The 13,098-nt window shown below is 56.4% G+C and carries 12 protein-coding genes and 5 pseudogenes; 2 read left to right on the plus strand and 15 right to left on the minus strand.

The genetic code is table 11. The annotated features are described in order from the left end of the window. The 3 genes from ileS to murJ all read right to left on the minus strand — a co-directional run. Positions 1-2,369 (minus strand): isoleucine--tRNA ligase (gene ileS, locus ACRAUW_RS13020; RefSeq protein WP_431362610.1); only part of this gene is annotated, 2,369 nt, incomplete at its 3' end. After that, the gene (gene ribF / locus ACRAUW_RS13025) at positions 2,369-3,343 is read right to left on the minus strand and encodes a bifunctional riboflavin kinase/FAD synthetase (RefSeq protein WP_431362611.1); all 975 of its coding nucleotides are present in this window, start codon (positions 3,341-3,343) and stop codon (positions 2,369-2,371) included. The genes ribF and ileS, both read right to left, overlap by 1 nt. Before the next feature lie 153 nt (positions 3,344-3,496). Then, positions 3,497-5,059: a murein biosynthesis integral membrane protein MurJ gene (gene murJ, locus ACRAUW_RS13030; RefSeq protein WP_431362612.1), complete on the minus strand. Its 1,563-nt coding sequence runs from the start codon at positions 5,057-5,059 to the stop codon at positions 3,497-3,499. 191 nt (positions 5,060-5,250) lie between these two features. Between murJ and rpsT the strand changes: the two genes are divergently transcribed. After that, positions 5,251-5,514, plus strand: coding sequence for a 30S ribosomal protein S20 (gene rpsT, locus ACRAUW_RS13035; protein ID WP_005308808.1), 264 nt, complete (start codon positions 5,251-5,253; stop codon positions 5,512-5,514). Between the two features lie 49 nt (positions 5,515-5,563). Here rpsT and ACRAUW_RS13040 read toward each other — a convergent pair whose 3' ends face one another. The 5 genes and pseudogenes from ACRAUW_RS13040 to ACRAUW_RS13060 all read right to left on the minus strand — a co-directional run. Next, positions 5,564-5,866, minus strand: coding sequence for an ArsR/SmtB family transcription factor (locus tag ACRAUW_RS13040; RefSeq protein WP_431362613.1), 303 nt, complete (start codon positions 5,864-5,866; stop codon positions 5,564-5,566). A gap of 51 nt (positions 5,867-5,917) precedes the next feature. Beyond that, positions 5,918-6,850 (minus strand): transcriptional activator NhaR, encoded by a 933-nt coding sequence (nhaR, locus tag ACRAUW_RS13045; RefSeq protein WP_005340434.1) that lies wholly within the window; start codon positions 6,848-6,850, stop codon positions 5,918-5,920. Further along, positions 6,837-7,244 (minus strand): hypothetical protein, encoded by a 408-nt coding sequence (locus ACRAUW_RS13050; protein ID WP_431362614.1) that lies wholly within the window; start codon positions 7,242-7,244, stop codon positions 6,837-6,839. Before ACRAUW_RS13050 ends, nhaR begins: the two co-directional genes overlap by 14 nt. Then, positions 7,241-8,431: a Na+/H+ antiporter NhaA gene (gene nhaA, locus ACRAUW_RS13055; protein WP_431362615.1), complete on the minus strand. Its 1,191-nt coding sequence runs from the start codon at positions 8,429-8,431 to the stop codon at positions 7,241-7,243. The genes ACRAUW_RS13050 and nhaA overlap by 4 nt, the downstream gene beginning before the upstream one ends. A gap of 127 nt (positions 8,432-8,558) precedes the next feature. Then, positions 8,559-8,861, minus strand: a pseudogene (locus ACRAUW_RS13060) (IS3 family transposase); the annotation flags it as partial. A 2-nt stretch (positions 8,862-8,863) separates the two neighbouring features. On the opposite strand from ACRAUW_RS13060, the pseudogene ACRAUW_RS13065 reads away from it, so the two are divergent. Then, a pseudogene (locus ACRAUW_RS13065) lies at positions 8,864-9,139 on the plus strand (transposase); the annotation flags it as partial. A 138-nt stretch (positions 9,140-9,277) separates the two neighbouring features. Here the strand turns inward: ACRAUW_RS13065 and ACRAUW_RS13070 are convergent. The 7 genes and pseudogenes from ACRAUW_RS13070 to ACRAUW_RS13100 all read right to left on the minus strand — a co-directional run. Beyond that, positions 9,278-9,472: pseudogene (locus ACRAUW_RS13070) on the minus strand (IS5/IS1182 family transposase); the annotation flags it as partial. A 128-nt stretch (positions 9,473-9,600) separates the two neighbouring features. Beyond that, positions 9,601-9,831, minus strand: a complete 231-nt coding sequence (locus ACRAUW_RS13075) for a hypothetical protein (RefSeq protein WP_431362616.1) — start codon at positions 9,829-9,831, stop codon at positions 9,601-9,603. Positions 9,832-9,835: 4 nt separating this feature from the next. Next, the gene (locus ACRAUW_RS13080) at positions 9,836-10,297 is read right to left on the minus strand and encodes a chemotaxis protein CheX (protein WP_005343179.1); all 462 of its coding nucleotides are present in this window, start codon (positions 10,295-10,297) and stop codon (positions 9,836-9,838) included. Further along, positions 10,287-10,745 carry a zinc uptake transcriptional repressor Zur gene (gene zur, locus ACRAUW_RS13085; protein ID WP_431362617.1) on the minus strand — a complete coding sequence of 153 codons (459 nt, stop codon included), beginning with the start codon at positions 10,743-10,745 and terminating at the stop codon, positions 10,287-10,289. Before zur ends, ACRAUW_RS13080 begins: the two co-directional genes overlap by 11 nt. 196 nt (positions 10,746-10,941) lie before the next feature. Next, positions 10,942-12,078: pseudogene (locus ACRAUW_RS13090) on the minus strand (ISAs1 family transposase). A gap of 153 nt (positions 12,079-12,231) precedes the next feature. Beyond that, a complete protein-coding gene (locus tag ACRAUW_RS13095) occupies positions 12,232-12,741 on the minus strand; it encodes an N-acetyltransferase family protein (protein WP_431362618.1) in 510 nt (169 codons plus the stop codon). Between the two features lie 73 nt (positions 12,742-12,814). After that, a pseudogene (locus ACRAUW_RS13100) lies at positions 12,815-13,098 on the minus strand (hypothetical protein); the annotation flags it as partial.

Here is a 13,098-nt window from a genome sequence, read left to right on the forward strand (position 1 = left end):
TCATCAGCGGTGAAGCTCATGATCGGCGCCATCCAGCGCACCATGGCCTCGGCGATATGATAGAGGGCGGTCTGGCAGGAGCGACGGGCCAGGCTGTCAGCCTTGGCGGTGTACTGGCGGTCCTTGATGATATCCAGATAGAAGGAGCCCATCTCGATGGAGCAGAACTGCATCAAAAGCTGAGTCACGCCATGGAAATTATATGACTCGTAAGCCTCAGTAATTGCCTTCTGAACATCTTTGGCACGGCCAATAGCCCAACGATCCAGCTCCACCATTTGTGAAGGCTCACGAACCATATCGGTCGCCGGATTGAAACCGTTCAGGTTGGCCAGCAGGAAGCGGGCAGTGTTACGGATACGGCGATAGGCATCGGCAGAACGCTTGAGGATCTCGTCGGAGACGGTCATCTCGCCGGTGTAGTCAGTGCTCGCTACCCACAGACGCAGGATGTCGGCACCCAGCTTGTTCATTACGTCTTGCGGGCTCACCACGTTGCCGATGGACTTGGACATCTTGCGCCCCTGGCCATCCACGGTGAAGCCGTGAGTCAGCACCTGGTTGTAGGGAGCCTTGTCTTTCATGGCAACACCGATCATCAGGGAGGACATGAACCAGCCGCGGTGCTGGTCAGAGCCTTCCAGATACATGTCGGCCGGGTTGCCGTTGAACTCGGGACGGGCGTCGACCACGGAGGAGTGGGTCGAACCTGAGTCAAACCAGACGTCCAGGGTGTCAGGCACCTTGTCGTACATGTCAGCATCGCTGCCCAGCAGCTCGGCCTTGTCCAGATCCCACCAGGCCTGGATGCCGGACTGCTCGACCCGCTTGGCCACTTCGTGCATCAGGCGCACAGATTCCGGGTGCAGCGCCTGAGTCTCTTTGTGGACAAACAGGGAGATAGGCACACCCCAGGTGCGCTGACGGGAGATACACCAGTCAGGACGGTTCTCGACCATCGCCTGAATGCGGTTTTTACCCCAGGCCGGCACCCAGCCGCTCTGGCCTTGCTGGGCAATGCCGTCCTTCTCGATGCGCTCGATCTCTTCCAGCGCGCGCTTGCGCAGACCCTTCTGCTCCATGCTGATGAACCACTGCGGGGTGGCACGGAAGATGATCGGGGTCTTGTGACGCCAGCAGTGCGGATAGGAGTGGTTGAACACCTTGTGGTGCAGCAGGGCGCCGCGCTCGGTCAACACCTCGACAACCGCTGCGTTGGCCTTGAATACATGCTGGCCGGCAAACAGTTCGGTATCCGGCAGGTAAACGCCGTTGCTGCCAACCGGGTTGGCCACTTCCAGACCGTACTTCTGACCGACTACGAAGTCCTCCTGACCATGGCCAGGGGCGGTGTGCACCGCGCCAGTACCGGCATCCAGGGTAACGTGGTCACCCAGCACCACCGGCACGTCGAAGCTGTAGAAGGGGTGGTTGAAGCGCAGCAGCTCGAGTGCCGCGCCCTTGGCGTAGCCCAGATTGTGGAACTGCTCGATACCGGCGCGATCCATGACGTCCTTGACCAGCTCGGCGGCCAGGATCAGACGCTCGGGGTGCTCACCTTCAACCTGCACCAGTGCGTAATCCAGATCGGCGTGCATGGCGATGGCGCGGTTGGCTGGCAGGGTCCACGGGGTAGTGGTCCAGATCACCGCAGAGATCGGGCCCTTGCCGGTGTGGCCTTCGGCGCAGTCAAACTTGGCGGCAACGGTCGCCTCGTCAACGGCCTTGAAGCGCACATCGATGGAGGGGGAGTTCTTGTCGTAGTACTCCACTTCGGCTTCAGCCAGGGCGGAGCCGCAATCGGTACACCAGTGCACAGGCTTGGAGCCTTTGTGCAGGTGGCCATTTTCAACGATCTTGGCCATGGAGCGGATGATGTTGGCTTCGGTGCCAAAATCCATGGTCAGGTAGGGATGTTCCCAGTCGCCCAGCACACCCAGACGGATGAAGTCGGTCTTTTGCGCTTCGATCTGGGTTTTGGCGTATTTGCGGCACTCGGTGCGGAATTCGGCAGCGGAAACCTTCTCACCCGGCTTGCCGACCATGCCTTCTACTTTCAGTTCGATAGGCAGACCGTGGCAATCCCAACCCGGCACATAGGGGGAATCGAAACCGGAGAGGCCCTTGGACTTGATGATGATGTCTTTGAGGATCTTGTTGACCGAGTGACCGATGTGAATGTTGCCGTTCGCATAGGGGGGGCCATCATGCAGAATGAAAGAAGGCTTGCCCGCTTTGGCGCGGCGAATAGCGCCGTAGAGATCCTGATCGTACCAACGTTTCAGCATGTTGGGTTCGCGCTTGGCCAGATCGCCACGCATCGGAAACTCGGTTTCCGGAAGATTCAGGGTGTGTTTATAGTCGCTCATCAGTCCTGGGTTCCCTTCTTTTCTAAAAGAGTGATGGGTAAATGAAATAGTGGCAGCCCGAACCAGGCTCGGGCCGCCAGGGCATCTCGTTCGATTTGCTCTTTCAGGGCAGTGAAAGAGACAAACTTCTGCTCTTCGCGCAGCTTGTGGCGCAGCAGCACTTTGACCTGCTGACCATATAGATCACCAGAAAAATCAAATAGATGTACTTCCAATCTGGCTTGTGTACCGCTCAAGGTCGGCCGTACACCCACATTGGCTACACCGGGGAAGGTCTTGCCGGAACATATCACTTCCACCGCGAACACGCCACCGACCGGAATCACTTGGCGCTTGAGGGCCAGATTGGCGGTGGGAAAACCTATGGTGCGCCCCAGCTTGTCACCGTGGGCCACCCGGCCACTGATGGTGTAGGGGCGGCCAAGCATCAACTCCACTTCCGCCATCCGGCCAGCCTTGAGGGCCTCGCGCACCAGGGTACTGCTGACCCGCTGCCGTTCAAGCTGGAAGCTCTGGGTATTGATCACCTCGAAGCCGAAGCGATGACCCGCCTCCTCCAGCAGGTGGAAATCCCCTTCCCGCCCCTTGCCGAAGCGAAAATCATCGCCGACCACCAGATAGCGCACCCCGAGCTTCTCCACCAGCAACTGCTCGATGAAGGTCGAGGCCGCCTGCTCGGCAAAGCGGTGGCTGAAGCGCACACAGAGCATGCGATCGATATGCAGCCCCTTGAGCGCTTCGTACTTCTCTCGCAACCGGCTCAGCCGGGCGGGCGCCGCCGTGCCAGCAAACAGCTCCAGCGGCTGCGGTTCGAACAGCATGACGCAGGCGGGCAATCCCAACTGGGCCGCTTTCTCCTCGAGACGTGCCAATACCGCATGGTGACCCTGATGAACCCCATCAAAGTTGCCAATGGTCAATACACATCCCCGGTGACGGGGCTTGAGATTGTGAATGCCGCGAATAAGCTCCATCAGTGCCTTGTGCGTTGCTGCCGTGGAAATCGGCGGATTATATATCAGGCAGCAGGCAGGGTCAGCCCTCATAGCCTGATTTCAACTATCCGGGCCCAAGCCCGCATCTGCGGCACCATGAGGCACTATCCCCATGGCGCCGCAGGATCACGACTACTGCTGCCCCGATTTAAGGTGACGCGGCCGAATGCCCAGCAGCAGCAGCACCACGGCATAGACCCCGGCCCCCAGCGACAGCAGCATGGTCAGCTGCAAACTGGCCTTGCCCATGCTCCATGCACCCCACTGGGCCAGATCCGGCGACAGATAGGCGAGCACGCCCCCCATCAGCACGCTGGCGACCAGCAACTTGAGGCAGAACACGCCGGTATGGCGGGAGGGACGATAGACGCTCTGCTGGTACAACCCCTTGAACAGCAAAGCCGCATTCAGAGTGCCCGAGCAGGCGGTCGAGAGCGCCAGCCCCACATAGCCAAGCGGGTAGATGAAGATAAGGTTGCAGGCCATGTTGGCGATCATCGACATCACCCCGATCCGCACCGGCGTTTTGGTGTCCTGACGGGCGTAGTAACCGGGCGCCAGCACCTTGATCAGCATCAGGGAGAGCAGCCCGGTGGTGGAGGCCAGCAAGCTGGCGCTCGACATGCTCACTTCATGCAGGCCGAACTCGCCGCGCATAAACAACACCCGCAGAATCGGCTCACGCATCACCGCAATACCTATCATGGCGGGCAAGCCAAGCAGCATCACCATCCGCACCCCCCAATCCATGGTGCGGGAGAAGTCGGCCGGATCGGCATCCACATGCTTCTTCGCCAGCGCAGGCAGGATCACGGTACTGATGGCCACCGCAAACAGCCCGAGGGGGAACTCCAGCAGGCGATCCGAGTAATAGAGATAACTGATGGCACCGGTCGCGAGGAACGAAGCCAGCATGGTGTTAACCAGCAGGTTGATCTGGCTGACCGAGACCCCGAACAGGGCCGGGATCATCAGTGTGCGGATCTTCACCACCCCAGGGTGATGCCATCCCCACTTGGGCCACACCAGCATGTTGATTTGGCGCAAAAACGGGAACTGGAACAAAAACTGCACCAAACCGCCCAAAAAGACACCAATCGCCAGCGAGATCTCCGGTTTGTCCATCAGCGGCGCAATCCACCAGGCCGCCGCAATCATGGTGATGTTGAGAAACACCGGCGTAAACGACGAGACAGCAAAGCGGCCAAAGGTGTTGAGAATAGCCCCCGCCATGGCGGTAAAGGTGATAAACCAGAGGTAGGGGAAGGTGATCTTGAGCATCAGACTGGCGAGCTCGAACTTCTCGGCCGCAGGGCCGCCGTGCAGCCAGTCCCAGAACCAGCCCCAGCCAAACAGCGCAGTCAGCACACCCGACCCCAGCACCCCGAGCAGGGTAACCACAGTCACTATCCCCCCCAACGTGCCCGCCACCGCGGCCAGCAATTCACGCACCTCCCCCTCATCGCCCTTTTTCTTGTACTCCGTCATCACGGGAACAAAGGCCTGGTTGAAGGCGCCTTCGGCGAACAGGCGACGCAGAAAGTTGGGAATGCGATTGGCAAAGAAGAAGACGTCTGCGGCCACCCCGGCACCAAGCAGATTGGCGATGACCACATCGCGAACCAAGCCCATTACACGGGATACCAGCGTCATTCCGGACACTATCATGCCGGATTTGATCAATTTCTTACTCAAGACGAGGCCTCTGGAACTGTCAGAATGAAAAGAATGCTGCTAGAATCGGCCGACAGTTTAACCGTCTCCCTACTGACACACCACCGGGAGGCGGTGTTTATTTGCACAAATCATTTGACATTATGTGGTTGGAAGGGCATATTTTCGGGCCTTTTCAATACACTCGCTAAGACAGTTTTAGGAGTTTTACCTTGGCTAACATCAAATCTGCTAAGAAGCGCGCTCTTCAGTCAGAAAAACGCCGTCAGCACAACGCCAGCCGTCGTTCCATGACCCGTACCTACCTGAAGAAAGTCATCGCTGCTATCGCCTCTGGCGACAAAGCTGCCGCGACTGCCGCTTTCGCTGTTGCTCAGCCGATCATGGATCGTATGGCGACCAAAGGCCTGATCCACAAGAACAAAGCAGCTCGTCACAAGAGCCGCCTGTCTGCCCAGATCAAAGCTATGGCTTAATCAGCTTCTGCTGATCAAAGCTGAAAAAACCGGCCTTAGTGCCGGTTTTTTATTTATCTGCGCTGCAATAAAGTCTATGCAGCAAACTGATCATTTCACGCACCTCATAGCTGCGCAGCGAATAGTAGACCGTCTGGGCCTCTTTGCGCGTCGTCACCAGCTCATCGCGCCGCAGCAGCGCCAGATGCTGTGACAAGGCCGATTGACTCAGTCCCAATCGCTCGTTGAGCTCCCCCACTGACAGTTCGCGCTCCAGCAACTGGCACAGAATAAACAGCCGCCGCTCGTTGGCCAACGCCTTGAGCAAGGCCACCGCTTTACTCGCATTGGCTTCCATCTCTTCAAGTTGCATCACATCTCTCCTCTACCACTCATCGCCGATGATACGTGGTGACGGGTCGTTTTAAAACGACAGGGTGGCCGGCTGGATGGCGGAGAAGTTCTCCTGGCCAGAAAAGAGAAAGGTAAAATCGCTCTCGCAGACCCGCTTCACCGCCGGATGCTGGATCATCCGCTCGGCGAAGATGACGTAATACTCCTCCATCAGATCCTGAGTTTCCCCGATCAGCATCACCCCCTCCCCCTCAAGGATCTCCTCCCGATAGATGGTGGGAGCCATGAAGATGCCCTGATTAAAGAAGCCAAACGCCTTCATCAAGGCGGCATCATCAAACTCGCCAAGAATGCTGGGGGAGACACCCTGCTGCTCGAACCACTGGGTCAGCTGGCGCCCCATGGCGGTACGGCGACCGGGGATCAGCAGCTTGCGCTCTTCTAGACAAGCGGGAAAGGGCTTTTCAGGCAACGGCGCCTTGCAGAAGAAGCTGACGCCACAGCCGCCCAGCCGTTTGGAGAGCAGCCCCGCATGCTGGCTGGAGTCCACAGGACAGTCGGAGAGGATCATATCGAGCTTGTGCTCGCTCAACTGCTCCAGCAGCAGTTCGTGGGTCGATTCGAAACAGCGCAGATGGATAGAACCATCATTGGGGATGACAGAGAGCAGCACGCGGCTGGCAAGGCGCTTGGAGAGGGCATCGGCGATGCCGACGTCGAACAGGATCTGGCTCTCCTTGCGGTAGTTGACGATATCGAGCATCTCGTAGGAGAGGCTGAACATCTTGTCGGCATAACGAAATACCAGCTGGCCCAGCTCGGTCGCCTCGAGGGAGCGCCCCTTGCGTTTGAGCAGCTTGCCACCGAGGCGCTGCTCCAGCAACTTGATCTGGCCAGTGACCGTCTGCGGGGTCAAAAAAAGGGCTTCCGCTGCCTGGGTAACGGAGCCCTTCTTCTGAGTCATCCAGAAATAGTAGAGATGGTTGTAGTTAAGGTGTGACATCCGATGGGGTTCCCGCTTGACGCGGACTCCGGTAGCAGCTGAGTTCAACCGCCAGTATGTCATACATGTCGCTGACCGAGTCAACCTTGTTCGCGCCAAACTGCTCCATCAGACTGGCCTTGAGGCGAGCCTTGTCAGGCATCCGGTCCGCGCAATAACGCTTGTTGGAGCGCTTGACCATCTCGCCAGCCCGGCTGCTCAGCGCCCGCTCGGAGAAGGTCTCGCCAAAGCGCGCCTTGGCCTGCTTGTCCCCCAGCAGCAGGGCGCTGTCTACCACTCCATTCAAATAGGCAGAGCAGCTCGCCGAGGCGACGTCCTGCTTGCAATCCTCCAGCCCGCCGGCCCAGGCCGCGGGGCTCAACAACAGCATCAACAAACCTGTATGCAGCTTCATAGTCCCTCCGTACTCTGTTCCCCTTCACCCTTGGGAAGGGCCATGCGCAAGGCCAGATAGCCGACTACCGCCGCCATGGTGGAGCCCACTAGGATCCCGAGGCGAGAGTAGCTGCCGTAATCCAGCCCACCGTGCTCGAAGGCGAGCGACGCGATAAACATCGACATGGTGAACCCGATGCCACAGAGGATGCTGACCGCAAAAATCTGCTTGAAGTTGACCCCAGGCGGCAACTGGGCGATGCCCAGCTTGACCGACAGCCAGCTGATGGTGAACACCCCGAGCGGCTTGCCGATAAACAGCCCCAGCATGATCCCCATGGGTACCGGACTCAGCAGGGAGGAGAGACCAATCCCTTCCAACGATACCCCTGCGTTGGCAAAGGCAAACAGCGGCAGGATCAGATAGGCACTCCAGGGGTGCAACTGATGCTCCAGATACTTGAGCGGCGAGGCGTAACGCTTGCCGTTAAGCGGAACCATAAAGCCCACCACTACACCCGCCAGGGTCGCATGAACACCAGACTTGAGCACCGCAACCCAGAGCACCAGACCGACCAGCATGTAGAGGCTGATCCTGTCCTCACCACGGCGATTCATCCAAAGCAGGGTGAGGGTTGCCAGAATACCGATGGCCAGCGCCTCCAGCGACAGCTGCTGGGTATAGAAGAGCGCGATGATGATGATGACACCGAGGTCATCCATGATGGCCAGCGCCAACAGGAATACCTTGAGGCTCACCGGCACCCGCTTGCCGAGCAGAGCCATCACCCCGAGGGCAAAGGCGATGTCGGTCGCAGCCGGAATCGCCCAGCCAGCGCGCGCCACTTCATCCGAGTAGTTGAAGAAGACATAAATCAGTGCTGGCGCCAGCATACCACCCACCGCCGCAATAGCCGGGAAGGTCGCCTGAACCCGGGTCGAGAGCGCCCCTTCCAGCATTTCACGCTTCACTTCCAGACCAACCAGCAGGAAGAAGATCGCCATAAAGCCATCGTTGATCCAGAGCAGCAGCGGCTTGTTGATGTCGAGAGCCGCGATGCGCACCTGCACCGGCGTGTCGAGAAATGCCTGATACCCGCCAACTAGGGCGGTATTGGCTAAAATCATAGCCAGCATGGCAGCCATGATCAGAATTATTCCGGAGGCGGCCTCCAGTTTCAGAAACTTTTTGATTACGTCACTCATGGTTAAATTTTCCACCGCGTTGCTTTGATTTGAGTCTATATTCCGCAACAAAAAATGAAAAATCGTTTCTTGCTACTCAACACAACGAAAATACCGAAGGCAAAATCGAACCAACCTACGATAGCCTGAGAAGCAATCCCCTCTCAGTCACGATCCCCGCTATCGTGCGTACGCCAGCAGACCCATTGCTGAGTTCATACGCATGGCGTATTTCGCTGCGCAGTTCGACAAGCTGGGGAGAAATGGTCGTTACCCTGCCAGCCCAATATTTGTAACTGCTGCGGTGGATCCCGAACACCTCGCAAACACGGGCAACTGCATGGCTCTGCTTGAGTTTCTCGACTAGCGAGAACTGTTCAGGGAGTCGGACATCAAGAGAGCAGTAGCCTAATGGAATGGTATTCTCCTCTTCCAAGCGACGTAAGCGCTCGTGAGCACCTAGGTGTTGTCACCGGGGGCAACCTTGACTTGCTGGAGCATCCGGCATTCAACTGGGTAAACACGATGATAGGGAATGTGAAAAACTCGCTGCGGGGCAGCTGCCATACGCTCGGAGCAAAGCATTTACCGAGACATCTTGCTGAATACTGCTTCCGGTTTAATCATCGTTTTGACCTCAAGAGCATGTTGGTTGAATTGGGGCATGCCGTCGTGGCAAGCCCGCCGATGCCATATCGGCTCTTGAAGCTGGCTAAGGGTCATGGGTAATCAGGTAGCTATATAGATAGCGGCGATGTTGTTTACAGCGAAATTCACTGCTTACTTATCCAGCAGCATGACATCATATCTCGAATTCATTCCACCGAGCGTGTTTTCCGCTAACACTGGGTAAGGTGGATGTCCCAAGAGCATCTTGAAGAAGAGGACCGGGTCGATGGCGGGACGACCATTGTCTGGGCAATAGCAGTGGCGAACCTTGTAGCGAATGAAGTCAAAGGAGATGAACTTGTCAATTTTGCGCAAGAGGTTGTCTTGGGGGACGAGCTCCTCAAGGGTAACCATCTCGATCTCAAATTGCTGGGGTGCGGGCTCTCTGAGCATGGCGCAGTCCATTAATTGACCATGCAGCAATGAGATCAAACCTCGGGATCGGCGTCCAGGGGTTTGTCAGCAGTCTGAGAGGCCAGCATCTGCTGGCCTCTTTTGTTTCTGCCGGATCCGTTACCGGATCAGATTTGCGGGCCTTTCAGTTTGGGTTTGCCCTCCAGACCATACCAGTGGGTTTCTACCCGTCCGGCATGCCACTCGAAGGTGCCCCAGGGCTGCTTGGCTTCCCAGCGCGGGAAGTTGATGAGCACCCGGTTATCTTCGTATTTGTAGAGGGAGGTGCTGATCTGGATATCAGAGAGGATCAGCAGCAGGGCCCAGCAGATGAAAATCCATTTCAATGCTTTCCACATAGGGTTACTCGAAGCAGATTTCGATGGTGGCGCGACCGAAATCCGATTCAAACGGCATCATGATCTTGGTGCCATCGGCACGGTGGGTAATGGTGTGGTTGGGGCCGGAGACGATGATGGGGGTCGCCATGTCAAACTCGTAGCCCTTCTCACCCAGCATCCGCTTGGCTCCGCCGGTTACCATGTTGGTGATTTCACCGACCATGTCGGTCACCTCTTCGTTAATGGAGGCGGGAGCTTCCCCCAGCATGCGGCGCATGATCTCCAGCGCCAGCCCTTTCTCGAAGCTAATGGAGAGGGAGCCACGGGTCTGCGGGCCGACCATGCCGATCAGGCCGGAGACGTCGCCGCGCGCCAGCTCATCCATCTTGCGTTTCGGTTTGCCCGGTTTGAGTTCCAGCTGTGCCATGGTCGAGAGCACATTGAGCAGGGATAGCAGGAACGGATTTACAAAATCAGCCTTCATGATGACTTCCTACAGTGGGCGTACAACGGGCACATTGGCCATGTGCCTCTATCGTCTTATTGGTAATGGTAAAACCATGCAAGTGGGCCTGCTCGGAAAACGCGCTATCGATCGCCGTATCATGAAGCTCGACCACATCCCCGCACTTGTCGCAGATCAGCAGCTGCATCGGGTGAGCGTGATCGAAGTGGCAGCAGAAGATATACGCGTTAAGCGATTCCACCTTGTGAGCGAATCCCTGTTCGAGCAAAAAATCGAGTGCCCGATAGACGGTTGGCGGCTTGGCATTGGCTTCCGTTTTCTGCAGTTGGGCCAACAAATCATAGGCGCTGATGGCATTGCCGTGTGCCGCCAGCAGGCGAAATACCTGACGTCGGGTCGGGGTGAAGCGGATCCCTCGCTGTATACATAGTCGCTCGGCTCGTTGTAAAAGTTGGTCTTGATTCATGATCGCGCAGATACCCTTTCTATTAGCCGGATATTATCACAGGGCCTCGCATGGCGCGGTGACAAAATTCATTTTCTGGGGCTGCTTCACGTTGTGATAAGACCCGCCCCTTTCTTTGGCCAACCCGGATGATTTTTATGTAGGCACAGCGTTTTTCCATCGCCCCCATGCTCAGGACGAGAGCGCGAACAATTTGTTAGATTTGGACCAGCTTCGACAACCCTGCTGTTAACACCTTTTCGGGATAGTCGCTGCTCATGCCTGCAAATTGCTGTTTCTTCCGCAAGCTGGCTTTGCGCGTGGTCTCGACACGCAGCATGTTCAGCGCCATATGCCGGGCGTTGGCCAATATTTCGGCTGCATTCCCTCGATAGATCTGGCAGCCATCCTCATTCATCACCACATCCAGCACCCAGTGCAGGCTATTCTCTATCGCCCAATGTCCGCGCACCGCTGCGGCAAACTGTGCTGGCGTCAACTCGGCCGAGCTGATGTAGTAGCGATGTTCAATCGATAGTTTCCTCTTATTTTCAACACGATAAGATATCGCCACGCCAATGGTTTTAAGGTTTTTCCACTCTGGGAACACCGCTGCCAACGCGCCAGCTGGCAACACATGGTATTAGCGCCCCTCCATGCGACCATGCTGTTGCTCAAGGCCGAGGCTTTCCTCGGTCAACGGGGCCTTCATGGCGTCGGCAAGAGCGCTGCGTACTGCGTTATGCAGGGTGGGTTGATTGCCTTTGACGGCCAGCAGGTAGTCACCACCGCCGTTGAAAATGGTCGAAGCAATGTGGGTTTGGCAACCCATCGCATCGATGGAAACCAGGCATCCCTTCACATCGAGCAAGGCCAGTAATTCCGGAATTGCGGTGATCTCGTTGGATTTGGCATCCGTTTTGACCTGACCGAGTACCAGCCGATTGTGAGCCGCAAAGGCGCTGACCATATGAATGGCGGATTGTCGGCTGTCACGATCGTAAGAACTACGCAAGGTCTTGCCATCGATGGCAATCAGCGTGCCATCGGTGCGCTCGACGGTGGCCTGCATCCATCGCAAAAAGGCGTTCTGAAACTGCTCTGGCTTGATACGGGAGATGATCCTGGCGATGGTGTCGTGAACCAGCAATCCTTTAGTAAACAGACCATTGCGTTGAAGTCATACAAGATGAGTCTCGCCAAAAATCTCGATATCTTCCCAGCCTTCTGCCCCACCGATGACAGCACAGACGGTCAGAAACAGCACATCGAAAAAGGGATACTCAATCTTTGTCGCTTGGCGAGGGTCTTTGAGGTCGGAGAAGATTTGAACAAAGGCAGCATGGTGGTTCAAGGCGAAACTCCCGTAAAAGGGAGTATAAGATCACAGCCCGCTCTGCTGGTCAATCACACTCCGCTTGCTCAAGAAATGTTCGCAATCTCGCCCTGGGAGATTCACCTATTGGTTTGCTGGTGAGACTGCGCCGGACCCAGAAAGGTGGGGGCCTCATATTTGTTGTGTGCATATAGTTAGCACCGAGGTTTTTCTTGATCCTGCAGTGCGTTTATTTGGGTCATAGAATGTCTCTACCAGCTCAAACCCAGCTTTTCGCATCATGCCCGCAGAGAACATATTTTCTTCGTGACGCTCGATATAAACATGGCTGCATTTTTCATTGCCAGCAAGTTTAATCGACTCTTTCAGGAGCTGGCTGCCTAGGCCCTTACCACGTTGACTTGCGACAACAACGATGTCATTTACATACGCGATATCTGATAGCGCAGCATACTTGCTCAACTTGGCTGGGCACGCCTCTTTTATAATGAGCATCGCGAAGCCAACAATGCCACTCTCTTCTGCTAAAACGGGAATGGCTTTACCCTGATTAACAAGTTGAAATTGATGCTCGATGCTTGCATCGGTAATGTAATTCCACTCATTTTTACCTTCTTTTATAAGGAGTGCCTTCATGGCTTGAAAATCAGCTGTGTTTAGCTTACGAGAATGTATTTTCATATGAACTCTATTATATAAGGTTTCAGTTGTTGGCATATGTGCCCTTCTCATTACTCAACCGACATGTAACCGTTCAGCCGCCGGGGCTTGACGCACACAACTCGACAGGTATGGGGTAATCCGTTTTCTCGATGCAGGCACGGACGACGGCGCGCAGCCACTCCTCTGGACAACGCCCCAGTCGTTTGGCCGTCTCCACCAACGACAGTATTCGCTGACGAAACTGCCCGCTTTGCAGCGAGATGTAACTGAGCAGGTTCGCCCCCATCTGGGAGCCACTCACCGTCTCGGGCAGCGTCACCGTCGTCGTGTTGATGCACTGGGCGCAGGTGGCACGAAACAGCTGGTGCTCGGTGA

Source organism: Aeromonas sp., from assembly GCF_050633025.1.
Taxonomy (GTDB): domain Bacteria; phylum Pseudomonadota; class Gammaproteobacteria; order Enterobacterales; family Aeromonadaceae; genus Aeromonas.

Excerpts from the sequence above, each read along its gene's own strand:
- ribF (WP_431362611.1), bottom strand. The coding sequence starts at position 3,343 with ATGGAGCTTATTCGCGGCATTCACAATCTCAAGCCCCGTCACCGGGGA.
- ACRAUW_RS13040 (WP_431362613.1), bottom strand. The coding sequence starts at position 5,866 with ATGCAACTTGAAGAGATGGAAGCCAATGCGAGTAAAGCGGTGGCCTTG.
- nhaR (WP_005340434.1), bottom strand. The coding sequence starts at position 6,850 with ATGTCACACCTTAACTACAACCATCTCTACTATTTCTGGATGACTCAG.
- ACRAUW_RS13050 (WP_431362614.1), bottom strand. The coding sequence starts at position 7,244 with ATGAAGCTGCATACAGGTTTGTTGATGCTGTTGTTGAGCCCCGCGGCC.
- nhaA (WP_431362615.1), bottom strand. The coding sequence starts at position 8,431 with ATGAGTGACGTAATCAAAAAGTTTCTGAAACTGGAGGCCGCCTCCGGA.
- ACRAUW_RS13075 (WP_431362616.1), bottom strand. The coding sequence starts at position 9,831 with ATGTGGAAAGCATTGAAATGGATTTTCATCTGCTGGGCCCTGCTGCTG.
- ACRAUW_RS13080 (WP_005343179.1), bottom strand. The coding sequence starts at position 10,297 with ATGAAGGCTGATTTTGTAAATCCGTTCCTGCTATCCCTGCTCAATGTG.
- zur (WP_431362617.1), bottom strand. The coding sequence starts at position 10,745 with ATGAATCAAGACCAACTTTTACAACGAGCCGAGCGACTATGTATACAG.
- ACRAUW_RS13095 (WP_431362618.1), bottom strand. The coding sequence starts at position 12,741 with ATGAAAATACATTCTCGTAAGCTAAACACAGCTGATTTTCAAGCCATG.